The sequence below is a fragment of the Endozoicomonas sp. SCSIO W0465 genome, assembly GCF_023716865.1.
Classification (GTDB): domain Bacteria; phylum Pseudomonadota; class Gammaproteobacteria; order Pseudomonadales; family Endozoicomonadaceae; genus Endozoicomonas.
The window spans coordinates 5,380,589-5,407,289 of the sequence record NZ_CP092417.1 but is presented as its reverse complement, the minus strand read 5'-3'; the positions used below and the strand labels follow the sequence as shown (position 1 = coordinate 5,407,289).

Here is a 26,701-nt window from a genome sequence, read left to right as displayed (position 1 = left end):
CAGTACTTATTTAGTTCATCCAGTGAAGGAAAAGTTCCCGTTTTATATTTTTTGCAAGAAGCTACCAATATCGCAACCATATTGCATTAATCGCTACTAGCGAAACTTTTACTACATCCAGCAGCTGCGCTCCACAATCAATTGACAATGAGAGCAAGAAACTCATCCAGAAGGAAGAATATGTCTTTGCTTTGAAGAACAAGTGCTGATGGCTGATTGAAATAATCTGATATTCTTGAAGGTGGAAGCTCAAGTGGATAATCAGTATTAAGTCGAAGGTGTTCTGCCTTTAGTGCCAGCTGATAAGTATCTGTTATTTTTTTTGTCTCTGACCAGTGTTCATATTGATAAGTCAGCCAAATTGGTTCCCTCAGGTCACTCATGTGGTGAATGGTTAACCACTGAAAAAATAGTGATAAAATATTTACATTCATATCAGTGTTAAAACCATAAAAGGGTTCTTCAACTAGTAGAAGCTCTTTAATTTCAGGTTTAATATCAAATTTGTTTATTTTATCTATTTTGTTGAATGCATCTTCCTCTATTAAAATAGAGCAGTCAAAAATAATAGGTCTATAGCTAATTGATTTTGATTTGCTTAAAAAAGCCGGTTCTCCTGTTACCAGATTTTCAGGTAAAATTTTGCTGTTTTCTACAGGCTGGTGATTCAGTTTTTGATGGATGATAGTCTCCGTTATTCGTAACATTAATGATTTACTTTTGGGGATTATTTGTGCGTTCTCTGTGAATACGGTAGACATTTTCTTGTAACATTTTAATGGAGTGTTGTTCAAATTAAGATTTGTCATTGATAGGGGGATGGAATTGAACATTAATTCCATTCTGTTTTTTAGTTGATAAGAGTTCCTTCTTTTTGAATAAAATTTCAGTATTGCTAATAGAGAATGCTTAATGTACCAAGGAGAAAGATCATAAATGTCACACAGCCAAATAAGATAGGGTGTGTCAATATCTTTTTCAGAGAGTATCGTAAGAAGTTCATCCACGTGGGAATGTACAAAAATGCTCCTTTGACTCCTTTGATTAGTTGAGTTTTCTGACAATCTCGCACTTTTTTCTATGATTTTTTTCCATCTGTTGATGTCTTCTCCGTACAGGGAAAATAATTGTGGCGATATAAGCAATGCCCAGTTTATTGGCAATCTATAAAATCTGGATAGGTCTTTTTCTGGCATATTGAGAAAAGAAAAATAATCATTTTTAAGTTCCTGCAAGTCGTCTTTTGAAACCTCAACTTTTTTCTTCAATTTTTCGTTCAGTATTGCCAGCTTTTCTTTAATCCCTTGGTATTGTTGATCTAATGAGTCAAAGCCAGGCTCACTATGAACGCGTGCCGATCTTTCAATGGGCGACCTAAGCACAGAATTGCCCAATTGACGATAATCGCCCCAATCAGGCTCTGTGGTGTCTGAGCTGGCCTGTCCACCACCGCCGAGCTGATATTGCCGCCAGGTATGCCCACCGTCGGGACTGATCTCAACAAAGCTGTGGGAGGTATTCCATACCTGCCGGGCCGGAATCCCCCAATAGTGGCAGAACATCTGGAAGATCATCGATTTATGCCGACAGACCCCTTGCTTCTCCCTGAGCATTGCCAGCAACAGTTCTTCTCCTTCTCCAGTGACATTGGTATCGTCGGAAAAGGTGTCCAGCCAGTCCATCAGGGATCTCAGTCGTGTGGGGATATCGTTGATTCCGTTGATGGTGCTTAGCTCCTGATAAGCTTCACAGCTATTGGTTTCGGGAGAAAAAATACGTTCCTTGAGCAGTTCGCCAAGCCGCTGACTGCAAAGGTGTTCCTGTAAGAGTATCGGTTCTCCCGGTTCAAGTTGGGTAAAATAGCCTTGATTCGGGGCAATAATAAAATCAATCGCTACCGGCAATGTCAGGCCTACCGGGCTTTTAACCAATAGTTGCCCCGTCTTTTTACTTCGGGCCAGTTGGAAATTGGTGACTGCCTCACCTGTTGGCAGTGATAACCGGATAGCCCGCAGCTGGTCAGAAGGGGTCAGGACGGGTAACGGTTGCCACTGATCATTCAGGATCAGCTCAATTTTGCCGGGCAGTTCGTCTTTCCAGAGGTCGGTTCGCCAGGGGGTGCCATCCTTAACGACGGTGGTCGCTGGTTTATTGTGCCAGTCAATGGGGTTAATGGGGTCAATGGAATAGTCGCGTAACTGCCCATCGTCATCGAGACGAGTCTCAAGAAACCTTAATCGGTATTGTCGCGCGTCATAAGGGTGTTTCGGGAAGTAGCGGGTCACCTCGTAGTACACCGGTTCCTCTATATTTCCAAATGAATAAGGGGTGCCCTGACCCAGCTTTTCTACTTTTCCGCGAGGCGCTCCTGCTGTCGTGTCATGAGCTTTGTTACTGTCGTTTATCTTGCTTATGAACGTGCTTTGAACCTCGGTAAACACCTCCTGATCAGTGACATTCGGTGTGACCGTGATTTCTCGTTCATCAGAGTGGGCTGTATTACCGAATTTCACCGTAATAGGGGCTGGCAGTCCGGGCACACTATTGGCTATGCGCTCAACATGCAGTCGGTGTTGCTCCTCATTGTCCCTTTGTTCAAGGGCAGTTGTCGTATCCTGTAGCTCCGGCAGTGGAGTCGCCAGTGCACGAAATGACAGTGAGAGGTATTGTTGAAAGGCCCTTTGCCATTGCTCCGGGCACTGCTCCGGAGATTGCCTGGCCAGATAATTCGCGGTGCCGAACAGGTCATCCAGTGCCAGCTGAACGGGACTGTTCTGCTCATCCAGTGCGTTGGCCAGTTGGTGGAAGTGGCCCGATAGCCATTGCGGCAACCCTTCCGGCATTCCTGACATGCGCTGAATCAGCCCTTCCAGCGCCTGCTGCGATAAGGCCCCCAGTCTGACCTGGGTGCAGCGGCTCTTGAGCGCCGGGCTCAGGGCTTCCCGCCCCTCAAAAGAGCCCGGATTGACGGTGGCAAAGAGCCGGAATCCAGGGGCCGCATGGCCGGTTAATACATCGTTGAATAGCCCTTCCAGATAGCTGCTGGGGATCAGGTTCAGCTCGCTGATGGCGATCAGCTGGCCTTTGCTCATGGCCTGGTTGACGCTGTCCACCAGGGCAGACCACTGGTTCGGGTTGGCATTGATGTGGATGAACGGTGTGACGGACTGATGTTGCCGGAATTGCTGCTTTTGGCCACCGCCGGATGGTCCTGTCCAGAATAAAGTCTTTACCCCAGCCTGCAGGCCCTTCCACCAACGTGGCGGTGCGTCCTTTGTCATCCTTGTCGAGACTTTGCCAGTAGCGGTAGACCAGCTGCCGGACAGGCTCCGGAGAAAAGTCAGCATCAGGGTTCTCTGCCTGCAACTGTTGCAGGAATTGGGCAAAGGTCTGGTCGGCTCCGGCACCACCGATAAATCTTCCGGGTACTGTCCCTGATACCAGAGATTAAGGGATGTCAGGCGCTGTTGGTAAGCACCGGTAACGGCACCGGCCAGGCTGTCCATAAACGCACGCCGGATCAGGGCATTCACCTGTGCTTCCGGTATATCGGTTGACGCAGCCGGATAATATTTAACAATCTGGCGAACCGTCGCCAGCACATCCCTGATATCCCTCGGGGTGACCAGATCCCCCGGCACCAGCACCTTAAAGTGGTTGAACAGGGTTAACAGGCGGTGACAGGCCTGTTGCTTGCTGGCATCTGACCACTGGCCAGGCAGACCGGGTAAGATAATGGCCCTTGCCAGCACGGATTCGGGCAGGGGATGGTAGAAAAAGGTGGGCATCCGGGATCTGAGGGTGGTATCCAGCCGTCGCCCCTGGTAATGGTCGGGATTGCCGGTGAGAATAATCCGGTGTTTCTCTGTTAACCGATATTCCCGGCCCTGATAGTGGATGACCGGCGGTGTCCTGGTCAAACCGGCGAGGGGAGCCAGCAAGCCGTCAGGTGCCAGGTTAGCCTCATCCAGCACCAGCAGGGGCGGATTCCTGGACAATGCCCACTGCAGGAGCGGCCCTTCGCAAAACGCCGTGTGATGATCGGTCTGGTTGTCCGTTTGTTGACTGACCAGCTGCGTTCCGCCAAACAGTTCCTCTGAGGTCCGGTTGGGGCCCAGCTGGATGACCTGGCAACCGGGATAACCGCCCTTGACTGCAATGGCCTCGGCCATATGGGACTTTCCTGCCCCGGCTTCCCCTTGCAGAAAGACCATAGGGTGCTCCTGTACCCGGTTGGCCAGATACTCCAGGCGACGCTCCTGCCTGGACTGGGTATGACGTTGGTTCAAGAGCAAGGCGTTGGGCAGGTCCTCGCAGTGGGGCGGCAATTCATTATTCTCAAATAGTGAAATCAGCAGGTTGTTGACTTGCTGCCATTTCTGCTGATCGGTCTGATCCGTCACCAGCACAGCGTTTATTGCGGTCTCCACTGACGCCAGGGTGGCACTGACAACGGTTCCGCACGTGAGTAATTTTTTATTGGCGATCAGGGCATCCCTCAGGGTTGAGCGTACCACGCCATCAAAAAACGATCGTGTTCTGACGGTATTCAGATTGACGGTTAATTGCCGTGCCAGTGAGAACCAGTGTGACCAGTCCGCCGAGCCAACGATATAAGTTGCCAACGCCTTAACCGAGTCGTTATTAATCTCGTCAAATTGTTTAATGGCTCGGTGTACCCCGGGCGGGCAGTGTCGTGCCAGCGTCCAGAAATCCGCTTTGATCTGCTCAAGTTTGGGTTCAGGATGCCTGGCCAACCACTGTTGCAAGGCCGACCGGTTTGCCCGGTCGTCGGCGGGTTGATCCGGATAATACCGGGCGATTTTTGCCTTGATAAAACTGTAAACCGCCGGATCGCCCCGGTACGCTTTGGCCAGCAGAACGTGCAACGCTTTGCGCTGGTGGCAGGGCATTAGCCGGATACTGCCGTCCAGCCGGCGTTCTGCCTCGGCCTGTTGCTCAAACTGCTGGCAAAAAGCCGCCGAACTCCAGGGTGGCACTGCCGGATAGGTTCTTTGATAAGATCGTGGCAGTGATTTCAGCAGCGAATAGACCGGGTTTTCCGGCGGTTGTTCTGGATGTGGTCCTGGATGTTGTTCTGGATGTTGTTTTGGATGATGTTGTGGATTGCAAATCTGATCGATCAGCGCCGAGCCTGTGCTTTGCCCCTGTGGGGGTCTGATGAACGTTACGCTGGCCTTTGGCAGTTCCACTTTGAGCCCGTGAATAAACAGGTAGGGGTTGGGCAATAACAGGGTTTCCAGGTTTGCCGACAACCTTGGGTTGTGTTCCAGGCCACTGAGAATAAGCGGTGTGCCATTCACCAGCGCTTGCATCAGCGGCGCGTCGGTTAATGAAAACGTCATGTTGTTCTGACTGGTCAGATTGACCTGTTGCAAAAGCTCTATGGTATCTGTCGGGCTGATTTCATAGCACAAAACAGTGCCTGGAATGGCATTTACACATTGCTGATAACCATCATCTGCGAATTGCCAACGCCTACCTTCTGACGGCAGTAAGACATCGGTTGTCAGTACTCGGTTTTTACGATTAGCGGTTGGCTCTAATTTTGCCCGTTTCTGTGGTGTCGGATCAGTATCTGAGCTATCAATCAATGGCCTTTTTTGAGGTTGAACTGTTTTTCCACTGTTAGCGGAAAGAGAGCCATTAGCGGAAAGAGAGCCGTTAGCGGAAAGAGAGCCGTTAGCGGAAGAGAGCCGTTAGCCACGCTGGTAAACAGTAACGGGCGTTGCCCATCCGGCAACTGCTGCAGTTCAGTCAGTAGCCATAACCACTGTTTTTCATCCAGCTCTGAGGTAATCACCAGTTGATTACTGCCTTTGAGCAGATTGGCCAGCATATTTGCAGGGACCACCGAAGTGCCTTCAACCCTGATACGATGCTTGAGACTGTCGATGGAGTGTGCATTAATGCAAGCAAATGGCCTTTCAGGACGGAAGGCTTCACATTCCCTGATGGTCTGCTTTTTCCAGGCATTGAGTTCCGTTTCAGTAATTTCCTCTCTGGAGAAACTTATCTGGGTTGGCAAACTGACCCATTGCCGGTTGGCTTCAAACCCGCCCTTTCGCAGAGCCGTAGCCAGCGCTTCTTGAAAACCCGGATTTTTCCACGGCGCATTTTTAAAGACCAGATGGGTGTCATCCTCCAGCCGGGCCAATGCACCTTCAGAAAAAAACAGCTGACCCTGTTCATCCAGGCCGATACTGCCAAACAGGCATGGATACCAGTCGCCGGTCGTGGCGAAATCAATGGTAACCACGGTTTTATTCTCCACAACGGACGCTGTGGTATGTTGAGCCAGCAACGTCTCATCCATGACGGAGTCAGCGACATGATCGGTTTTTGCAACCCGCTTCTCGGGCATTTGCCCTAATCGGCGCCACAGATCGGGGTTGGCGGCCTGGCTACCCTTCAGCATCCCGTCATTAACCAGAAATACCCGCCTGACCTGATCCCCCAGCGGTTTATCATTGCATTGTGGATGGACCTGGAGAATATCGTTAAGCTGGCGATGTCACCGGGGGACATGGTGGTCAAATCAAAGACCAGGGTAATCGGCTGGTCAGCAAAAAGGCGTCCTTTTGCTTGATGCAACTGGCCGTTTTCTAACCAGAATTGCCTGATAAGGCCATGTTTTTCAAGATCGTCCAGTGAACGGATACAATATATTGAGGGCTGTTCAAGGGCTAATTGATCAATAATCTGCTGTTTGGCTAGAGGGTCATTGGCAAAATAGAACTCTCCGGAGCTTTTGCTTTGATGATCTGAGGTTTTGCTTGTTGAGTCGACTGGAGAGCGTTCGAAATCAGTAGAGAAGGTGGCTTTTGAAGCAATTGGTGATCTTTCGATCAAGGCAACATCTGGAGTCTGTTTTGATTCAGGCAGCTGTTTGTCGAGGGCGGCTTGTGTTGCCGTCCGGCTCAGGTAATTCCGTTTTCCCCCATCAGTAGCAGTGGTGAATTCAGGTTGCTGGGAGTCAGTTGTTTGCTGATTATTGTTATCAATCCTTGTCATTTTACTCATTCCTTAGAGACTGTATGAAAATTACTGAACATTCACTCAGTACTTATTTAGTTCATCCAGTGAAGGAAAAGTTCCCGTTTTATATTTTTTGCAAGAAGCTACCAATATCGCAACCATATTGCATTAATCGCTACTAGCGAAACTTTTACTACATCCAGCAGCTGCGCTCCACAATCAATTGACAATGAGAGCAAGAAACTCATCCAGAAGGAAGAATATGTCTTTGCTTTGAAGAACAAGTGCTGATGGCTGATTGAAATAATCTGATATTCTTGAAGGTGGAAGCTCAAGTGGATAATCAGTATTAAGTCGAAGGTGTTCTGCCTTTAGTGCCAGCTGATAAGTATCTGTTATTTTTTTTGTCTCTGACCAGTGTTCATATTGATAAGTCAGCCAAATTGGTTCCCTCAGGTCACTCATGTGGTGAATGGTTAACCACTGAAAAAATAGTGATAAAATATTTACATTCATATCAGTGTTAAAACCATAAAAGGGTTCTTCAACTAGTAGAAGCTCTTTAATTTCAGGTTTAATATCAAATTTGTTTATTTTATCTATTTTGTTGAATGCATCTTCCTCTATTAAAATAGAGCAGTCAAAAATAATAGGTCTATAGCTAATTGATTTTGATTTGCTTAAAAAAGCCGGTTCTCCTGTTACCAGATTTTCAGGTAAAATTTTGCTGTTTTCTACAGGCTGGTGATTCAGTTTTTGATGGATGATAGTCTCCGTTATTCGTAACATTAATGATTTACTTTTGGGGATTATTTGTGCGTTCTCTGTGAATACGGTAGACATTTTCTTGTAACATTTTAATGGAGTGTTGTTCAAATTAAGATTTGTCATTGATAGGGGGATGGAATTGAACATTAATTCCATTCTGTTTTTTAGTTGATAAGAGTTCCTTCTTTTTGAATAAAATTTCAGTATTGCTAATAGAGAATGCTTAATGTACCAAGGAGAAAGATCATAAATGTCACACAGCCAAATAAGATAGGGTGTGTCAATATCTTTTTCAGAGAGTATCGTAAGAAGTTCATCCACGTGGGAATGTACAAAAATGCTCCTTTGACTCCTTTGATTAGTTGAGTTTTCTGACAATCTCGCACTTTTTTCTATGATTTTTTTCCATCTGTTGATGTCTTCTCCGTACAGGGAAAATAATTGTGGCGATATAAGCAATGCCCAGTTTATTGGCAATCTATAAAATCTGGATAGGTCTTTTTCTGGCATATTGAGAAAAGAAAAATAATCATTTTTAAGTTCCTGCAAGTCGTCTTTTGAAACCTCAACTTTTTTCTTCAATTTTTCGTTCAGTATTGCCAGCTTTTCTTTAATCCCTTGGTATTGTTGATCTAATGAGTCAAAGCCAGGCTCACTATGAACGCGTGCCGATCTTTCAATGGGCGACCTAAGCACAGAATTGCCCAATTGACGATAATCGCCCCAATCAGGCTCTGTGGTGTCTGAGCTGGCCTGTCCACCACCGCCGAGCTGATATTGCCGCCAGGTATGCCCACCGTCGGGACTGATCTCAACAAAGCTGTGGGAGGTATTCCATACCTGCCGGGCCGGAATCCCCCAATAGTGGCAGAACATCTGGAAGATCATCGATTTATGCCGACAGACCCCTTGCTTCTCCCTGAGCATTGCCAGCAACAGTTCTTCTCCTTCTCCAGTGACATTGGTATCGTCGGAAAAGGTGTCCAGCCAGTCCATCAGGGATCTCAGTCGTGTGGGGATATCGTTGATTCCGTTGATGGTGCTTAGCTCCTGATAAGCTTCACAGCTATTGGTTTCGGGAGAAAAATACGTTCCTTGAGCAGTTCGCCAAGCCGCTGACTGCAAAGGTGTTCCTGTAAGAGTATCGGTTCTCCCGGTTCAAGTTGGGTAAAATAGCCTTGATTCGGGGCAATAATAAATCAATCGCTACCGGCAATGTCAGGCCTACCGGGCTTTTAACCAATAGTTGCCCCGTCTTTTTACTTCGGGCCAGTTGGAAATTGGTGACTGCCTCACCTGTTTGGCAGTGATAACCGGATAGCCCGCAGCTGGTCAGAAGGGGTCAGGACGGGTAACGGTTGCCACTGATCATTCAGGATCAGCTCAATTTTGCCGGGCAGTTTCGTCTTTCCAGAGGTCGGTTCGCCAGGGGTGCCATCCTTAACGACGGTGGTCGCTGGTTTATTGTGCCAGTCAATGGGGTTAATGGGGTCAATGGAATAGTCGCGTAACTGCCCATCGTCATCGAGACGAGTCTCAAGAAACCTTAATCGGTATTGTCGCGCGTCATAAGGGTGTTTCGGGAAGTAGCGGGTCACCTCGTAGTACACCGGTTCCTCTATATTTCCAAATGAATAAGGGGTGCCCTGACCCAGCTTTTCTACTTTTCCGCGAGGCGCTCCTGCTGTCGTGTCATGAGCTTTGTTACTGTCGTTTATCTTGCTTATGAACGTGCTTTGAACCTCGGTAAACACCTCCTGATCAGTGACATTGGTGTGACCGTGATTTCTCGTTCATCAGAGTGGGCTGTATTACCGAATTTCACCGTAATAGGGGCTGGCAGTCCGGGCACACTATTGGCCATGCTCTCAACATGCAGTCGGTGTTGCTCCTCATTGTGCCTTTGTTCAAGGGCAGTTGTCGTATCCTGTAGCTTCGGCAGTGGAGTCGCCAGTGCACGAAATGACAGTGAGAGGTATTGTTGAAAGGCCCTTTGCCATTGCTCCGGGCACTGCTCCGGAGATTGCCTGGCCAGATAATTCGCGGTGCCGAACAGGTCATCCAGTGCCAGCTGAACGGGACTGTTCTGCTCATCCAGTGCGTTGGCCAGTTGGTGGAAGTGGCCCGATAGCCATTGCGGCAACCCTTCCGGCATTCCTGACATGCGCTGAATCAGCCCTTCCAGCGCCTGCTGCGATAAGGCCCCCAGTCTGACCTGGGTGCAGCGGCTCTTGAGCGCCGGGCTCAGGGCTTCCCGCCCCTCAAAAGAGCCCGGATTGACGGTGGCAAAGAGCCGGAATCCAGGGGCCGCATGGCCGGTTAATACATCGTTGAATAGCCCTTCCAGATAGCTGCTGGGGATCAGGTTCAGCTCGCTGATGGCGATCAGCTGGCCTTTGCTCATGGCCTGGTTGACGCTGTCCACCAGGGCAGACCACTGGTTCGGGTTGGCATTGATGTGGATGAACGGTGTGACGGACTGATGTTGCCGGAATTGCTGCTTTGCCACCGCCGGATGGTCCTGTCCAGAATAAAGTCTTTACCCCAGCCTGCAGGCCCTTCCACCAACGTGGCGGTGCGTCCTTTGTCATCCTTGTCGAGACTTTGCCAGTAGCGGTAGACCAGCTGCCGGACAGGCTCCGGAGAAAAGTCAGCATCAGGGTTCTCTGCCTGCAACTGTTGCAGGAATTGGGCAAAGGTCTGGTCGGCTCCGGCCACCACCGATAAATCTTCCGGGTACTGTCCCTGATACCAGAGATTAAGGGATGTCAGGCGCTGTGGTAAGCACCGGTAACGGCACCGGCCAGGCTGTCCATAAACGCACGCCGGATCAGGGCATTCACCTGTGCTTCCGGTATATCGGTTGACGCAGCCGGATAATATTTAACAATCTGGCGAACCGTCGCCAGCACATCCTGATATCCCTCGGGGTGACCAGATCCCCCGGCACCAGCACCTTAAAGTGGTTGAACAGGGTTAACAGGCGGTGACAGGCCTGTTGCTTGCTGGCATCTGACCACTGGCCAGGCAGACCGGGTAAGATAATGGCCCTTGCCAGCACGGATTCGGGCAGGGGATGGTAGAAAAAGGTGGGCATCCGGGATCTGAGGGTGGTATCCAGCCGTCGCCCCTGGTAATGGTCGGGATTGCCGGTGAGAATAATCCGGTGTTTCTCTGTTAACCGATATTCCCGGCCCTGATAGTGGATGACCGGCGGTGTCCTGGTCAAACCGGCGAGGGGAGCCAGCAAGCCGTCAGGTGCCAGGTTAGCCTCATCCAGCACCAGCAGGGGCGGATTCCTGGACAATGCCCACTGCAGGAGCGGCCCTTCGCAAAACGCCGTGTGATGATCGGTCTGGTTGTCCGTTTGTTGACTGACCAGCTGCGTTCCGCCAAACAGTTCCTCTGAGGTCCGGTTGGGGCCCAGCTGGATGACCTGGCAACCGGGATAACCGCCCTTGACTGCAATGGCCTCGGCCATATGGGACTTTCCTGCCCCGGCTTCCCCTTGCAGAAAGACCATAGGGTGCTCCTGTACCCGGTTGGCCAGATACTCCAGGCGACGCTCCTGCCTGGACTGGGTATGACGTTGGTTCAAGAGCAAGGCGTTGGGCAGGTCCTCGCAGTGGGGCGGCAATTCATTATTCTCAAATAGTGAAATCAGCAGGTTGTTGACTTGCTGCCATTTCTGCTGATCGGTCTGATCCGTCACCAGCACAGCGTTTATTGCGGTCTCCACTGACGCCAGGGTGGCACTGACAACGGTTCCGCACGTGAGTAATTTTTTATTGGCGATCAGGGCATCCCTCAGGGTTGAGCGTACCACGCCATCAAAAAACGATCGTGTTCTGACGGTATTCAGATTGACGGTTAATTGCCGTGCCAGTGAGAACCAGTGTGACCAGTCCGCCGAGCCAACGATATAAGTTGCCAACGCCTTAACCGAGTCGTTATTAATCTCGTCAAATTGTTTAATGGCTTGGTGTACCCCGGGCGGGCAGTGTCGTGCCAGCGTCCAGAAATCCGCTTTGATCTGCTCAAGTTTGGGTTCAGGATGCCTGGCCAACCACTGTTGCAAGGCCGACCGGTTTGCCCGGTCGTCGGCGGGTTGATCCGGATAATACCGGGCGATTTTTGCCTTGATAAAACTGTAAACCGCCGGATCGCCCCGGTACGCTTTGGCCAGCAGAACGTGCAACGCTTTGCGCTGGTGGCAGGGCATCAGCCGGATACTGCCGTCCAGCCGGCGTTCTGCCTCGGCCTGTTGCTCAAACTGCTGGCAAAAAGCCGCCGAACTCCAGGGTGGCACTGCCGGATAGGTTCTTTGATAAGATCGTGGCAGTGATTTCAGCAGCGAATAGACCGGGTTTTCCGGCGGTTGTTCTTGATGTTGTCCTGGATGATGTTCTGGATGTTGTTCTGGATGATGTTGTGGATTGCAAATCTGATCGATCAGCGCCGAGCCTGTGCTTTGCCCCTGTGGGGGTCTGATGAACGTTACGCTGGCCTTTGGCAGTTCCACTTTGTGCCCGTGAATAAACAGGTAGGGGTTGGGCAATAACAGGGTTTCCAGGTTTGCCGACAACCTTGGGTTGTGTTCCAGGCCACTGAGAATAAGCGGTGTGCCATTCACCAGCGCTTGCATCAGCGTCGTGTTGGTTAATGAAAACGTCATGTTGTTCTGACTGGTCAGATTGACCTGTTGCAAAAGCTCTATGGTGTCTGTCGGGCTGATTTCATAGGACAAAACAGTGCCTGGAATGGCATTTACACATTGCTGATAACCATCATCTGCCAATTGCCAACGCCTACCTTCTGACGGCAGTAAGACATCGGTTGTCAGCGCTCGGTTTTTACGATTAGCGGTTGGCTCTAATTTTGCCCGTTTCTGTGGTGTCGGATCAGTATCTGAGCTATCAATCAATGGCCTTTTTTGAGGTTGAACTGTATTTCCACTGTTAGCGGAAACAGAGCCGTTAGCGGAAAGAGAGCCGTTAGCCACGCTGGTAAACAGTAATGGGCGTTGCCCATCCGGCAACTGCTGCAGTTCAGTCAGTAGCCATAACCACTGTTTTTCATCCAGCTCTGAGGTAATCACCAGTTGACTACTGCCTTTGAGCAGATTGGCCAGCATATTTGCAGGGACCACCGAAGTGCCTTCAACCCTGATACGATGCTTGAGACTGTCGATGGAGTGTGCATTAATGCAAGCAAATGGCCTTTCAGGACGGAAGGCTTCACATTCCCTGATGGTCTGCTTTTTCCAGGCATTGAGTTCCGTGTCAGTAATTTCCTCTCTGGAGAAACTTATCTGGGTTGGCAAACTGACCCATTGCCGGTTGGCTTCAAACCCGCCCTTTCGCAGAGCCGTAGCCAGCGCTTCTTGAAAACCCGGATTTTTCCACGGCGCATTTTTAAAGACCAGATGGGTGTCATCCTCCAGCCGGGCCAATGCACCTTCAGAAAAAAACAGCTGACCCTGTTCATCCAGGCCGATACTGCCAAACAGGCATGGATACCAGTCGCCGGTCGTGGCGAAATCAATGGTAACCACGGTTTTATTCTCCACAACGGACGCTGTGGTATGTTGAGCCAGCAACGTCTCATCCATGACGGAGTCAGCGACATGATCGGTTTTTGCAACCCGCTTCTCGGGCATTTGCCCTAATCGGCGCCACAGATCGGGGTTGGCGGCCTGGCTACCCTTCAGCATCCCGTCATTAACCAGAAATACCCGCCTGACCTGATCCCCCAGCGGTTTATCATTGCATTGTGGATGGACCTGGAGAATATCGTTAAAGCTGGCGATGTCACCGGGGGACATGGTGGTCAAATCAAAGACCAGGGTAATCGGCTGGTCAGCAAAAAGGCGTCCTTTTGCTTGATGCAACTGGCCGTTTTCTAACCAGAATTGCCTGATAAGGCCATGTTTTTCAAGATCGTCCAGTGAACGGATACAATATATTGAGGGCTGTTCAAGGGCTAATTGATCAATAATCTGCTGTTTGGCTAGAGGGTCATTGGCAAAATAGAACTCTCCGGAGCTTTTGCTTTGATGATCTGAGGTTTTGCTTGTTGAGTCGACTGGAGAGCGTTCGAAATCAGTAGAGAAGGTGGCTTTTGAAGCAATTGGTGATCTTTCGATCAAGGCAACATCTGGAGTCTGTTTTGATTCAGGCAGCTGTTTGTCGAGGGCGGCTTGTGTTGCCGTCCGGTTCAGGTAATTCCGTTTTCCCCCATCAGTAGCAGTGGTAAATTCAGGTTGCTGGGAGTCAGTTGTTTGCTGATTATTGTTATCAATCCTTGTCATTTTACTCATTCCTTAGAGACTGTATGAAAATTACTGAACACTCACTCAGTACTTATTTAGTTCATCCAGTGAAGGAAAAGTTCCCGTTTTATATTTTTTTGCAAGAAGCTACCATTGTCTTTTATTGCCTGATTCGCTGCATTCAAGCAGAAATGACTTCAAAGGAGAGCTTGCTATGGACCGTATTCATCTGGCACAGGTGCCCCGAAATAGCCGGGGACAGATCAGTTACTCATCCATACCCTCTATGGTCGTGCGCGTGATGGTGGCTGAGGAGGAACTGTTGGTTCTTCAGCGACGGGTGAAACGTCACCATGATGTTCGTGATCGTTTACACATTCCTGAAGAGGAGTTGGCCGGACTGGAAGAGCATATTATGGAACTGGAAGCGAACTTACTGGAGTGGCGGGCGTTGTTGGCGGAGGTGTGAAAGGGGCGTGCCCGGCCTGTAGAGTGCCCGGCCAGTAGAAAGTATCAACTGGTTTTTTGGAACCATCACTGAACATTTGAAGTTCATCAGTAATATCAAATCGGGTATGAGAGGACCATAATAAATTAAGGCTCTTTTCGAATTCCGAACTGCTGAACTATCCTTGGTGGATATAATTAGCCATCGCCAGCATTGACCATGAATATAGGCCGAATCTCAGATCTCATCAGTAATGACACCTGCTTTGAGATGATCCGTGAGAACCGCTGGCCAGATGGCACTGTTCTCTGTCCGCACTGTGATTCTGAGAATGTCAAAAAGAATGGACACGACAATGTGCAGGTAGAGTGCCAGCACTATTACTGTAAGTCCTGTAAGCGCTACTTCGATGACCTGACAAATACGGTTTTCGCAGGACACCACCGACCACTCAAAGTCTGGATTGCCTGTCTCTATTTAATGGGGCTGAACGTCTCCAACAGCCAGATAGCTCAGGAACTTGATCTGTGTGTCAGTGATGCACACCATATGACCACAGTCTTACGAAATGGTGTTGTTGACCGAAAGCCTGAAGTGATTCTTGATGGCGAAGTTGAATTCGACGAGGTCTACATTGTAGCTGGTCACAAGGGACACCCTGAAGCATTAAAAAAATCTGGATCGTCCACCGAGAAAAAGAAGGCTTAAAGGCGCTCCGGGCCGTGGGACTCTTGAAAAAGACAAACCGCCGGTATTGGGAATGATTCAAAGGGGAGGTCAGGTCATTATCAACATGCTGTCGAACGTTAAGAAGGCGACAATCGAACCATTTATCAAGAAACACGTAGCCCCACAGAGCCAGATTTATACCGATGAATACAACATCTATGATGACCTTGAAAGCTGGGGCTTCAGACATAAAACGGTCTGTCACGGCAAAGGTGAGTATGCTCGTGATGATGACAAAGACGGTATTTACGAGGTGCATGTTAATACTATGGAGGGGTTTTGGTCACTTCTACGCTCGTGGCTAAGGCCTCACAGGGGAATATCCCAAGAGGCTTTACCCCTTTACCTTGGCTTTTTTGAGTTTTTGCATAATATTGGCCGAAGAGGCAAAAGTCTTCTTCAGCCCTTAGTCAACTTGCTGGTTACATAGCAGTCTGGAATTGGAAAAGAGCCTAAATTAAAATAACTATTGCAAAACCTTACGGAAACATTATTATTCACCGCGTTCAGATTTGAGTCACTTTTTGTTCTGCGTGTAACGTCGTCAGGACATTGCCTTCAGGGTTTACCATTGTTGAAGGACGATGGCTCAGATCTTATGTTGAGATCAACAGTGAACATATTAAGTGGCTAGGTAGCTCAGTTGGTTAGAGCACAGCACTCATAATGCTGGGGTCGGCAGTTCGAATCTGCCCCTAGCTACCACTAATTTGGATAGTATCTTGCCTATTTTACTGGGGTGTCGCCAAGCGGTAAGGCATCAGGTTTTGATCCTGACATGCGGGGGTTCGAATCCCTCCACCCCAGCCATATTAAAACTTCTGAAACATTAGTGAATTCTGCTGCAACTTTGTTTTTCTTCTGATGGATAGATCATTAGAAATCTCCTGAACGTTCTCACCCATCTTTTTGATTTCCTTTTCAGAGATCTCTTTTTTCATCACCAATGCTTTCAAAAAAGCCAGCTTGGACACATTCAGGCTGACTTTTGGGATGACGTTTTTCAGGTGGACTTACTAAAGGTTGGCCATTACAGGCATGATTCTATAGGGGTACTTGCGCTTTTTTGCACTATTGGAAGAACTTCTAATAGATTAAGGAGTCCATACAAATGAACCTGATGCAACCTTGAGTCAGAGATTTTATGGAGACCAGTCCAGCCACTAAAATATTAACACCACAATGGACGGGTTCTCCCACAGATTCCGAAAAAACCATGATAACCCTTCCATCCTATGACTCTGATCGGATAGCTTATTCCCTGGCAATGAAAGCGTATATTCTGGCTGATTACCAACTGTATAATCTGTCTAAAGGAAAACCTGTAGGGGATGTTGATATCTCCAGAATTGATTTCAGTGATCTTGTAGGTAAAAAATCATTGAATCTTTCAGGTATTCATAAATTGAGAGAAGGTTGGATATGTGAATTAAATAGGCATATATCCTCCGGGCATAGGTCATGATTGACATGCCGCTGGTAATCAGTATTTTGCCGGTTTCTTCCCGCAACTCCCAGTCAGTACGCAGGCAGGTAAGAATTTTGTTAACATTCAGCTCCTTGTACCTTTCAACCTGTGTTATCTCATGAGCCGTTTCTTTTATTCGATGCTGTTGTACCTGATATCCCCCCTGATAATGGTTCGCCTCTACCTGCGTTCCAAAAAGGCACCAGAGTATTGGCAGAGAAAGAGGGAACGGTTTGGCTTCTTCAATCTTCCCGCCTCGGATAAGCCGATTATCTGGGTGCACTCGGTATCCATGGGGGAGACGATTGCCAGTGGTCCGCTGGTAAAGCAACTTCAGAAGAGCTACCCAGACTATCGTATTTTAATTACCACCATGACGCCTACCGGCTCAGCCCAGGTTCGTAAAATTCATGGGGACAGTGTGGATCATGTCTACGCCAGCTATGATCTTCCCGGCGCTGTCAGACGCTTTTTGGACAAAGTAAAACCGGTCATGACCATCGTTATCGATACCGAGCTGTGGCCCAATACCATCGCAGCCTGCCACAAACGTTCGATTCCGGTGTTGGTTGCCAATGCCCGACTCTCTGAACGCTCCGCCAAAGGTTATGAGCGTTTCAGTTATCTCACCCGCCCAATGCTGGAACACATTGCAATGGTTGCCGCCCAGAACAGTGAGACGGGGCGGCGATTTCTGGCGCTTGGCCTGCCGAACAAACAACTCGAGGTGACTGGCAGTATCAAGTTTGATCTGGATGTGTCTTCAGAAATCATAACCACAGGTCAGGCACTCCGGCAGACGTGGCAGCAGGGTATGGGCAGTGACATTCGTATTCTGGTGGCTGCCAGTACCCATGAAGGGGAGGATCAGCAGGTACTGGATGCGTTCAAAACCATTCTGGCAGAGTCACCTGAAGTAAGACTGCTGTTAGTACCCAGACACCCTGAGCGATTTGATAGTGTCCACCAGCTGATTCGGGACAACCAGTTCCCGGTGGTCCGTCACAGCCGGGGAACTCAGCCTTCTGAAAAGACCCGGGTTATTCTCGGGGATACCATGGGCGAAATGATGAAACTGTTTGCCGCATCGGATATAGCCTTTGTGGGTGGCAGCCTGGTACCAACGGGTGGACATAATATGTTGGAACCAGCCGCATTAAACCTGCCGGTTTTGTCCGGGCCTCACGTCTTTAATTTTGCAGAGATCAGCGAATCTCTGGTTCAGGCTGGAGGCTTGAAAATTATCAACGATAGTGGAACGTTGGCCCAGAGCATCATCAGACTGGTGCAGGATAAAGCGGAGTATGAAAGCATGAGTCGGCATGCCGGAGCGTTTGTGCGTGATAACCGGGGAGCTTTGAAAAAGACATTAATGCTGGTTGATCATCTATTGCCATCCAGCACATAACAATGGCTACAGTCCAGGGCGTAAATTGGTATTGGAAGACTTGGTTGCCAGCATTGAATCGACAACAGGATCAATATTCAAACGGCTGCCATCCACAAAGTAATAATCGTTTCCGGATTGCAGTCCCTGAATGGACAATTTGCCAAGAATCCGATTCATAACCCTTTTCTGTTCTTGCAGATTTTCATAGGCAAAAGTTTTCAGAAAGGCTTCAGCCAGAGAGCACCCATCATCAACATAAGTTTTCATACGGGTTTCACAGCTCTTGATATGCTCATCCATGACATCATCATCCATAATCGGGTATCTGTTCAGTATAGAAGAGAGGGTTCAGCGTCAGCGGCCACTTTTCTTCTTTCTACACCTATAAAAATGGCTCCTTCAGGAGCCATTTTTACAGAAACATTATGATTATTAGCCATTAACCACGGCATTCATCGGGTACTGAAAGCTCGTCACTGGCATTCGTCATCCACTGGTTCAGCGCTTCCAGATCCGCCGGGCTGAGCGTACCGGCAACCTGCTTAAGCTTCAGCGTATTGACAATAAAGTCATAACGGGTGTTCTGATAGTTACTGATGGAAGAGTAGAGTTGCTGCTGAGCGTCCAGGACATCAGTGATACTGCGGGTACCTACCTCATAGCCACTCTGAGTCGCTTTCAGTGCACTTTCTGACGAGAGGATCACCTGACAGCTGGCATGAACCCGGTCCACATCAGAAGTCGCGGTTCTCAGCAGGCTACGGGTATTGGCATTGGTGTCACGAAGTTGCTGGTCGTAATTTTTCTGGGCTTCTTCCAGTTGATAGCCTGCCTGACGGGTAACCGCTGTGGTGGAACCACCAGAGAAGATCGGTAGGTCAAACTGAACGCCAACGACTGTCTGGTTTCCATCGCCGGAATATGGTGCCTCCCTGGAGGTAACTGAATTGCTGGAGCTGTAGTTATAGCTGGCAAATGCATTAACCGTTGGAGCATAACCGGACTTGCTGACTTTTACTTTGGACTCGGAAGCCGTTAACCCTTCCCGGGTCGCTTTCAACTCCAGGTTGTTGGCCAGTGCCGTATTTACCCACTCTTCAGGGTTCTCAGGAGTTGGGGCAACCACCGGCATCGCCTTTTCCAGGTGAGCAATATCAGTTACATCCTGGTTTACAATGGTACGCAGCTGTTCATAGCTGATAAATACTTGGTTCTCTGCCTGAATACGGGCAACACGGGCATTATCATAAGCTGCCCGGGCATCCAGAACATCGGTTTCGGCAATCAGGCCAACATTGTAACGTTCCTGGGCCTGGTCCATCTGTTGCTTCAATGCTCTTTCCTGGGCTTTGGCCGTCATCAGGCTATCTTCAGATCTGAGCACATTAAAATAAGAGTCGGCCACACGCAGGATCAACTGCTGCTGGGCATTGGCAAATACGACAGATGCCTGATCACCGACAGACTTGGCCTGCTCATAAGTAAACCAGCTGTTCATATTGAACAGGGGTTGAGTCAATGTGGCACCCCAACCGTGTGAGTTGTAATTATCTTTATATTCCCCCCCGCTAACGTAATCACGACCCACTTTGTTGTATTGCGTATTAGCTGACAGTCCAAGCGTTGGCAGCAATGAAGCACGGCTCTGATTAACAGTCTCCTGAGTCGCTTTCATGGATGCCCGGGCAGCCGCCAACTGGGCATCGTTTTTCAGCGCCATATTGTAGACATCAAGCAGGTTGTACTGAGTTGGTGCAGCCTGTACATTCAACACGGTACCCGCCAGGGCGGCAAGCAGAAACCCTCTACGACAATTTCGTGACATAATCTTGTGATCCTTGGAAAGTTCGCCAGTCCTACTTAACCGGTCAACGGTTGCCAGACTGATCCCTGGATGGGAATAAAATCGCTGTATCAATCTCAGATCAAGGAAATCTACACTAATTTACGCAAAAAATGCAGTAGTATGATGAAGTCCTCTATGGATATTGCTTCTTTAGGCTGAAGAGCACAGGGCACTATAATAGACACTATGAAGAGACATTCGCTGAAACCTGATTATTGTGTCAACCTGATTCGCCTGCAACAGGTTTGTGAGGAAAACTATTTGCGTCTTGTGCATCTGCTGCCTGAGTTATCAGGGCAGGAACACTTTCACTTGCCGGTTAAGCACAGAAACAGCCTGGATAACAGCATGGGATGGCTGGTCATTGACGTCCTGGAGCGGGCTCCATTTACCACCTTGTTAAGGTTGCAAATGAATGCTGACTGGGGACCATTATTTAAGATGCCGGAGGCCGAGGTGCGACTTTACCATGACGTTAGGATGGCCGAAATGGTCTCTCGGAGAACAAGCCGGATAATCCAGCCGCGATACGATTATCCCAATACTAAAATGTATCAGCCTGATGAAAAAGAGCAGCATAATCAGTTTCTGGCTCAGTGGCTTGATTATGCAATGCTTGCCTGTCGAACTTATACAGAAAAAACAGACGATGAATACCGCCAGATTTCGAGTCCTGCAGATCACGGACCCCCACCTCTTTGCTAATTCCGGTTCTACACTGATGGGGATTAATACCTCTGTGACCCTGGATGAGGTACTTGCAAAAATACAGAAAGACTACCAGGAACTTGACTGTCTTTTGGTAACAGGAGACCTGACCCACGATGACAGTGAAGCGTCCTATCGACACCTGAAAGAAAAACTGATGGCAATCGATGCTCCCAACTACTGGTTGCCAGGCAATCATGATCAGCCCCATCTTATGGAGGCGATAAACCCATCGGCGATGCAAAAGCAGATTATTCTGGGTAACTGGCAAATAGTTCTGCTGAACACTCAGGTGGCAGGTAAAATACACGGATATCTCAGTGAAACTGAGTTGGAACTGCTGGATAGCTGTTTGCAGCAGAATCCGGACAGACACACACTTCTGGCCTTCCATCATCACCCGGCTCCTATCAATAGTCGCTGGATGGATCAGATCATGCTGGAAAACCCGGATGATCTTGCCCGGATCATCTTCCGTCACAACAATATTCGGGGCATCATTCACGGCCATGTGCATCAGGCCAGGCAGTATCGATTCTGCGATCTTCCCGTGATGGCAACCCCCTCAACCTGTGTCCAGTTTGCTCCCGGGGCTGATGAGTTTCTTGCTGATACCAGACAACCCGGTTTCCGTGTACTTGACTTTTTTCCGAATGGTCAGCTAGAGAGCCACGTTGTAAGAGTCCGTCAGGAACCAATGAACGTTGATAGTAAATCAAACGGATACTGACAGACTGAGTATGTCCACATTAAAGGTCGTCGGTCAGTGTTCTGAAGGGAGGGATCAGCAATTTTCGTTGTAAAACGGCCTGTTCAGTATCTGCTCCTCATCTTTTAACCGGTATAAGGCTTTCTAAGAAACCTTTCAGAATTATCTGTTTACCAATATATGACTATTTATTATTAAACAGCCCCTTATCCTTTTCTAAATTTATCATTAAGAGCAGTAAACATAAGGAAGTATGTTATGACCAGGATAAGGTCCATGCAACAGGATGAATGGGACGATACCTTTTGGAACAGCAATCATGAACACAAAAAAGCCAAAGCACGGAAAGCAAGGCACAAGGGGTTAAAGTCATCAGCCATCCGTGAGGGAATAGAAGACTACTTTGAAAAGAGTAAGTTGAGAAAAGGCATATCAGAACAATATCAAGAACCAGATTTTTATGAAGATTTAGATAACTCCGACTATCAGCCCCGAATCTGAATCATTCTTTCAAACAAGAATGCCACTATTTATAATGTGGCATTCACTATCGATGAAATGACCAGGAAAATTCACACTTACCCTATCTGCATGGAGCTATGGATAGCTCCGTTTCCGGATGGTTATCGATTTCAATCATTAGCAGTGATAAATCCACCGGAAGGCTATTGAGCTTGAAATAGCAGCTACACTCTCATTGCAATTGGCTACTTAGGAGCTGTCCTGAAATAATTTCCACATTTCTGAATATCAAATTCTCACACAGAACTCATTAATTGTTATTATTCAGCAGTGGCTGGCCACTCCTTGGCCATGAGGTTAACTGAATCTGGCTGCAGTAGCCGTGTCATTGGACATAGCCGGTAGAAATAGTTCATAAATAAGACATAACAATAATAAAACCAGTGTCAGAAAGCGATTTTATGATAATGGGTAACGACGAATGACCACACCTCCTGAACTCCAATACCTCCATGGCTTTGGTAACGAACATGAAACCGAAGCCCTGGAAGGCGCACTCCCCATCGGACAGTTCAATCCGCAGCGAGCACCTTTGGGACTCTATGCGGAGCAGTTCTCCACCACCGCGTTCACAGCACCCAGACATCAGAACAGAAGGACCTGGATGTACCGGATTCGCCCTTCAGCAGCCCAGGGCAACTATGAACCCATGGCATCGAACCTGCTCCGCTCTGGTCCGGTTACCGAGGTAACCGCTCCGCCAGACAGGCTGCGTTGGGACGCCCTTGACCTCCCGACAGAACAAACCGATTTTGTCGATGGTCTGGTCACAATGGCGGCCAATGGTGACCTCCACACACAGACCGGCTCTGCTGTGCACATGTACCTGGCCAACCGGGATATGAATGACCGCTTCTTTTACAACGCCGATGGCGAGCTGCTGATCGTCCCTCAGCAGGGCGCTATTCTGGCACGCACCGAGCTGGGCAACCTGCATGTACCTCCCGGCGAGATACTGGTGATTCCCCGGGGCATCAAATTTCAGATTCAGCTACCCAATGGCACGGCCAGAGGCTATATCTGTGAAAATTACGGTGCACCATTTATTCTTCCCGAGCGCGGACCGGTAGGAGCCAATGGTTATGCCAATGACCGGGACTTCCATTACCCACTCGCCTGTTTTGAAGATATCGACGGAGAGTTTGAACTGGTGGCCAAGTTCGGTGGAAATCTGTTCAGCTGCACTCTGGATCACTCGCCCCTGGATGTTGTCGCCTGGGTGGGTACTTCTGCCCCCTATAAATATGACCTGTCCCGTTTCAATGTGATCAACACCGTCAGCTTCGACCACCCTGACCCCTCCATCTTCACCGTATTGACCTCCCAGAGTGATACCCCCGGGGTCGCCAATATCGATTTCGTTATCTTCCCGCCCCGCTGGATGGTGGCTGAAAACACGTTCCGCCCTCCCTGGTATCACCGAAATATCATGAGTGAATTTATGGGCCTGATCCACGGTGTTTATGATGCCAAGGAAAAAGGATTTGTTCCCGGTGGTGCCAGCCTCCATAACTGCATGAGCCCCCACGGCCCCGAGGCGGAAGTGTTTGAAAAAGCCAGTGCTGCAACGTTAGAACCGGTGCGATACCAGGACACAATGGCCTTTATGTTTGAGTCCCGCTTTATCTTTGCGCCAACCCGGTTTGCGCTGGAAAGTAATGCCCGCCAAACCGACTATAGTGATTGCTGGAAAGGACTCAGGAAGCACTTCAGCCGATAAGAATACCAATAAAAAAACTGATCATTTTTCTAACTTACCCCGGAGACATAGAGTCCATCATGCTGACACTTAATGAAACACATGATGTAAGCCTGACCAGCTGGGTTACATCGGCTAATAGCAAAAACACTGATTTCCCTATTCAAAACCTGCCTTTTGCCATTTTCAGACGTAAAGACAATAATGAGTCTTTTCGAGCAGGTGTCGCCATTGGCAACCAGGTTCTCGACCTTGCCGGCGTTTCCCATACCACCATTGCCTCAGGAAGATCCAGAGAGGCTCTGGAAACCTTGTGTGATGACACACTGAACCGATTTATGGGGCTGGGTTTTGAGCACTGGTCGTCCTTGCGACAAGCTTTGTCCAAAGCCCTGCGTTCAGGTGCTCCGGAAGAAGCGGAGCTGTCGGGTTGCCTGATTGCCATGGACGATGTGGAATACCAGCTCCCTTGCCAGATAGGCGATTACACCGACTTTTATACATCCATCTACCATGCCACCAGCATCGGTTCAATGTTCAGACCCGATAATCCATTGCCACCCAACTACAAGTGGATACCCATTGGCTACCATGGCCGGGCATCATCTGTTGCTGTATCTGGCCAGAATTTCCACCGCCCCTGCGGCCAGACCAAAGCACCTGATGCTGACACTCCCTCTTTCGGTCCCTGTAATCGACTGGATTATGAACTGGAAATGGGCATTTTCATTGGCCCCGGCAACGCCTTGGGTGAACCGATTACGCTGGATCAGGCCGATCAACACGTATTCGGTCTCTGCCTGTTTAATGACTGGTCCGCCCGGGATATTCAAGCCTGGGAGTACCAGCCACTGGGGCCATTTTTAGCCAAAAGTTTTGCTTCCACCGTTTCCCCCTGGATTGTCACCCTGGAAGCACTGATACCTTACCTGACCAGCTTTGAACGCCCTCCCGGTGATCCGCAGCCACTGCCTTACCTTGACTCCCGGAAAAACCGCCAGCAGGGCTCCATTGATATACAACTCTCTGCGCATCTGCTGACCAGACAGATGGACCAGGAAGGAAGCTCACCGGCAAAACTGTCACAATCCAGCTTTCGCCATTCTTACTGGACCATTAACCAGATGGTGGCTCACCATACGGTTAATGGCTGCAATCTGAAGCCCGGAGATCTATTTGGTAGTGGTACTCAATCAGGCCCCGAGCCGGAGGCAGCGGGCTCACTGATGGAGCTCTCCCGGGGTGGTAAAAAACCGCTGTCTCTGCCCAACGGTGAAACCAGAACATTCCTCGAAGATGGAGACACGGTCATTTTCAAAGGCTGGTGTGAAAAAGCCGGCCATGCCCGTATCGGCTTTGGCGAAGTGTTGGCGACAATATTACCGGCTCAAACGGTTCTGCCTGCCCGGACGGATATTGGAGAATAAACACCATGAAACTATACGACTACTTCCGCTCATCGGCTGCCTATCGGGTAAGGATCGCCCTGAACCTGAAGGAACTTGATTACCAGCAATCCGCTGTCAACCTTCTGAAGGGAGAGCAGGGCTCGGAGGATTACAAAACAATCAATCCCCAGGAACTGGTCCCCACTTTAACCACCGATCAAGGCGAACTCACCCAATCCCTGGCCATTATTGAGTGGCTGGAAGAGGCCTTCCCGGAGCGCTCAATTATTCCCGGAGATCCCTGGAAAAAGGCCCGGCTGCGCAGTCTCGCTTACCTGGTCAGCTGTGATATCCACCCGATCAATAACCTCAGGGTGCTGAAATACTTGCAACAGAAACTGGCAGTGAGTGATGATGCCAAAACACAGTGGTACAAGCACTGGATTCACACTGGTTTTACCGCACTGGAAGCACAACTGGATGACCAGCCGTTCTGCTGCTCTGAACAACCCTCTATAGCCGATATTTGCCTGGTACCACAGGTATTTAATGCCCTGCGCTTTAAGGTGGAAATGTCAGATTTCTCGAAAATCCAAGAAATCTACAAGCACTGCAATACGCAACCGGCATTTATCGATGCGGCACCGGAAAACCAGCCGGACGCTGTGTAAAGGACCAGTGCAGAAAAACTCTGATACCCATGCAACCTATTCTCGTTCACAGGCTCCGGAGGGTGTCGCAAAACCCTCCGGATACCTCGTTCCCACGCTCCGCGTGGGAATGCATACCGGAGCGTGCTGCATATGAAACAGTCTATTTATGCCCGGAATCATGTGAGTTTGATGAGGCTACATTTGTACAGAGGTTCGGTATGCATTCCCACGGAGGACCGTGGGAACGAGGAACACTCACCAGCGGATCTCGATAACTCACCCAAGAAAGCGCAACAGTGTGCGAGTCACCAGCTCTGGTTTCTGGGCGTGAACCCAGTGCCCCGCTCCCGGTATCACCCGTACAGATGCTGATGGGAAGAGCTCAAGCACCCGCTCTCGATGCTCCGGCAAAATATAGTCCGACTCTCCTCCCTTTATAAACAGGGCGTCCTTGGCAAAACCAATATCAGACTGCTGTCCGACAAGGATCTCCATGTAATGTGTTATGATCGCAGGCAGGTTCATCCGCCAGCGATAGTTACCCTGGTCATCACGATAGAGGTTTTTCAGCAGGAACTGACGCACACCTTGCTCTGGTTCATAGGTTTCCAGAAAACCATCTGCTTCGCTTCGACTTTTCAGCGTATTCAACGGCATCAACGATAACCCCTCAAGAATACTGTCGTGCCGCCTTTCCTGGTAAGTCACCGGTGCAATATCGATCACCGCCAGACGGGTGACACGCTCCGGAGCCATCAGGGCAACCGTCATCGCCACCTTACCGCCCATGGAATGGCCAACCAAATGCACTTTCTCAAGCTGGTTGTCATCCATATATTCCAGAACATCGTCGGCCATGGCCGTATAGTTCATGGCTTCATCATGGGAAGAGCGTCCATGATTTCGCAGATCCAGCCCATGAACACGAAATGATTCAGCAAGACCACGGTTGATCATACCCAGATTCTCCTGAGAGCCAAACAGACCATGCAAGCTGATCACATCAGCCCCTTGCCCCTGCTGCCTTGCGTACAATTTCATCTCTTCACTGCTTCTCTGTAGGTTGCTGACAAACGGTAATTACTGATCAGGAATTTTACCTA

At 49.1% G+C, this 26,701-nt stretch carries 22 protein-coding genes and 2 tRNA genes; 13 read left to right on the top strand and 11 right to left on the bottom strand.

Translation table 11 applies throughout. The features are described 5' to 3' along the window. Nucleotides 1-137 precede the first annotated feature (137 nt). The 8 genes from MJO57_RS24065 to MJO57_RS24030 form a co-directional block, all read right to left on the bottom strand. Nucleotides 138-5,615, bottom strand: coding sequence for an AAA family ATPase (locus tag MJO57_RS24065; RefSeq protein WP_252019315.1), 5,478 nt, complete (start codon nucleotides 5,613-5,615; stop codon nucleotides 138-140). Continuing rightward, nucleotides 5,612-6,439, bottom strand: coding sequence for a hypothetical protein (locus MJO57_RS24060; RefSeq protein ID WP_252019314.1), 828 nt, complete (start codon nucleotides 6,437-6,439; stop codon nucleotides 5,612-5,614). Before MJO57_RS24060 ends, MJO57_RS24065 begins: the two co-directional genes overlap by 4 nt. Then, nucleotides 6,433-7,044, bottom strand: a complete 612-nt coding sequence (locus MJO57_RS24055; protein WP_252019312.1) for a hypothetical protein — start codon at nucleotides 7,042-7,044, stop codon at nucleotides 6,433-6,435. The genes MJO57_RS24060 and MJO57_RS24055 overlap by 7 nt, the downstream gene beginning before the upstream one ends. A gap of 174 nt (nucleotides 7,045-7,218) precedes the next feature. Then, nucleotides 7,219-8,892: a transglutaminase-like domain-containing protein gene (locus MJO57_RS24050; protein WP_252019310.1), complete on the bottom strand. Its 1,674-nt coding sequence runs from the start codon at nucleotides 8,890-8,892 to the stop codon at nucleotides 7,219-7,221. A gap of 167 nt (nucleotides 8,893-9,059) precedes the next feature. Beyond that, nucleotides 9,060-9,377 (bottom strand): hypothetical protein, encoded by a 318-nt coding sequence (locus MJO57_RS24045; protein ID WP_252019308.1) that lies wholly within the window; start codon nucleotides 9,375-9,377, stop codon nucleotides 9,060-9,062. A 113-nt stretch (nucleotides 9,378-9,490) separates the two neighbouring features. Next, entirely contained in the window at nucleotides 9,491-10,171 is a 681-nt protein-coding gene (locus MJO57_RS24040; RefSeq protein WP_252019306.1) for a hypothetical protein, read from the bottom strand. After that, nucleotides 10,168-10,488 (bottom strand): hypothetical protein, encoded by a 321-nt coding sequence (locus MJO57_RS24035; RefSeq protein ID WP_252019304.1) that lies wholly within the window; start codon nucleotides 10,486-10,488, stop codon nucleotides 10,168-10,170. Before MJO57_RS24035 ends, MJO57_RS24040 begins: the two co-directional genes overlap by 4 nt. A 118-nt stretch (nucleotides 10,489-10,606) precedes the next feature. Beyond that, nucleotides 10,607-14,086 (bottom strand): AAA family ATPase, encoded by a 3,480-nt coding sequence (locus tag MJO57_RS24030; RefSeq protein ID WP_252019302.1) that lies wholly within the window; start codon nucleotides 14,084-14,086, stop codon nucleotides 10,607-10,609. Between the two features lie 166 nt (nucleotides 14,087-14,252). Between MJO57_RS24030 and MJO57_RS24025 the strand changes: the two genes are divergently transcribed. The 7 genes from MJO57_RS24025 to waaA all read left to right on the top strand — a co-directional run bounded on the left by MJO57_RS24025 (nucleotide 14,253) and on the right by waaA (nucleotide 18,091). After that, entirely contained in the window at nucleotides 14,253-14,507 is a 255-nt protein-coding gene (locus MJO57_RS24025; protein ID WP_252019300.1) for a hypothetical protein, read from the top strand. Nucleotides 14,508-14,705: 198 nt separating this feature from the next. Next, entirely contained in the window at nucleotides 14,706-15,194 is a 489-nt protein-coding gene (locus tag MJO57_RS24020; protein ID WP_252018121.1) for a transposase, read from the top strand. Beyond that, nucleotides 15,163-15,645 carry an IS1595 family transposase gene (locus MJO57_RS24015; protein ID WP_252026893.1) on the top strand — a complete coding sequence of 161 codons (483 nt, stop codon included), beginning with the start codon at nucleotides 15,163-15,165 and terminating at the stop codon, nucleotides 15,643-15,645. Before MJO57_RS24020 ends, MJO57_RS24015 begins: the two co-directional genes overlap by 32 nt. Nucleotides 15,646-15,843: 198 nt before the next feature. Further along, nucleotides 15,844-15,920 (top strand) — tRNA-Met (locus MJO57_RS24010). Nucleotides 15,921-15,950: 30 nt separating this feature from the next. Beyond that, a tRNA-Gln gene (locus MJO57_RS24005) sits at nucleotides 15,951-16,025 on the top strand. Nucleotides 16,026-16,359: 334 nt separating this feature from the next. After that, on the top strand, nucleotides 16,360-16,680 hold the full coding sequence (locus tag MJO57_RS24000) for a hypothetical protein (protein ID WP_252019298.1): 321 nt from the start codon (nucleotides 16,360-16,362) through the stop codon (nucleotides 16,678-16,680). 121 nt (nucleotides 16,681-16,801) lie between these two features. Further along, nucleotides 16,802-18,091 (top strand): lipid IV(A) 3-deoxy-D-manno-octulosonic acid transferase, encoded by a 1,290-nt coding sequence (gene waaA / locus MJO57_RS23995; protein ID WP_256492147.1) that lies wholly within the window; start codon nucleotides 16,802-16,804, stop codon nucleotides 18,089-18,091. A 6-nt stretch (nucleotides 18,092-18,097) separates the two neighbouring features. Here waaA and MJO57_RS23990 read toward each other — a convergent pair whose 3' ends face one another. Beyond that, a complete protein-coding gene (locus tag MJO57_RS23990; RefSeq protein WP_252019294.1) occupies nucleotides 18,098-18,388 on the bottom strand; it encodes a hypothetical protein in 291 nt (96 codons plus the stop codon). Nucleotides 18,389-18,512: 124 nt separating this feature from the next. Then, nucleotides 18,513-19,847, bottom strand: coding sequence for a TolC family outer membrane protein (locus tag MJO57_RS23985; protein WP_252019293.1), 1,335 nt, complete (start codon nucleotides 19,845-19,847; stop codon nucleotides 18,513-18,515). Nucleotides 19,848-20,105: 258 nt separating this feature from the next. Here MJO57_RS23985 and MJO57_RS33445 point away from each other — a divergent pair, with 258 nt between their 5' ends. The 6 genes from MJO57_RS33445 (at nucleotide 20,106) to maiA (ending at nucleotide 25,616) form a co-directional block, all read left to right on the top strand. Further along, nucleotides 20,106-20,624, top strand: a complete 519-nt coding sequence (locus MJO57_RS33445) for a DUF1249 domain-containing protein (RefSeq protein WP_371924678.1) — start codon at nucleotides 20,106-20,108, stop codon at nucleotides 20,622-20,624. Next, nucleotides 20,527-21,357: a 3',5'-cyclic-AMP phosphodiesterase gene (gene cpdA, locus MJO57_RS23980; protein ID WP_256493373.1), complete on the top strand. Its 831-nt coding sequence runs from the start codon at nucleotides 20,527-20,529 to the stop codon at nucleotides 21,355-21,357. The genes MJO57_RS33445 and cpdA overlap by 98 nt, the downstream gene beginning before the upstream one ends. A gap of 255 nt (nucleotides 21,358-21,612) precedes the next feature. After that, nucleotides 21,613-21,837, top strand: a complete 225-nt coding sequence (locus MJO57_RS23975) for a hypothetical protein (protein ID WP_252019290.1) — start codon at nucleotides 21,613-21,615, stop codon at nucleotides 21,835-21,837. A gap of 442 nt (nucleotides 21,838-22,279) precedes the next feature. Beyond that, nucleotides 22,280-23,578: a homogentisate 1,2-dioxygenase gene (gene hmgA / locus MJO57_RS23970; protein WP_252019289.1), complete on the top strand. Its 1,299-nt coding sequence runs from the start codon at nucleotides 22,280-22,282 to the stop codon at nucleotides 23,576-23,578. A 59-nt stretch (nucleotides 23,579-23,637) separates the two neighbouring features. Continuing rightward, nucleotides 23,638-24,984, top strand: coding sequence for a fumarylacetoacetase (fahA, locus tag MJO57_RS23965; RefSeq protein ID WP_252019288.1), 1,347 nt, complete (start codon nucleotides 23,638-23,640; stop codon nucleotides 24,982-24,984). Between the two features lie 5 nt (nucleotides 24,985-24,989). Next, nucleotides 24,990-25,616, top strand: coding sequence for a maleylacetoacetate isomerase (gene maiA / locus MJO57_RS23960; RefSeq protein ID WP_252019287.1), 627 nt, complete (start codon nucleotides 24,990-24,992; stop codon nucleotides 25,614-25,616). A gap of 258 nt (nucleotides 25,617-25,874) precedes the next feature. Here the strand turns inward: maiA and MJO57_RS23955 are convergent, their stop codons facing one another. Next, nucleotides 25,875-26,639: an alpha/beta fold hydrolase gene (locus MJO57_RS23955; protein WP_252019286.1), complete on the bottom strand. Its 765-nt coding sequence runs from the start codon at nucleotides 26,637-26,639 to the stop codon at nucleotides 25,875-25,877. Between the last annotated feature and the right edge of the window lie 62 nt (nucleotides 26,640-26,701).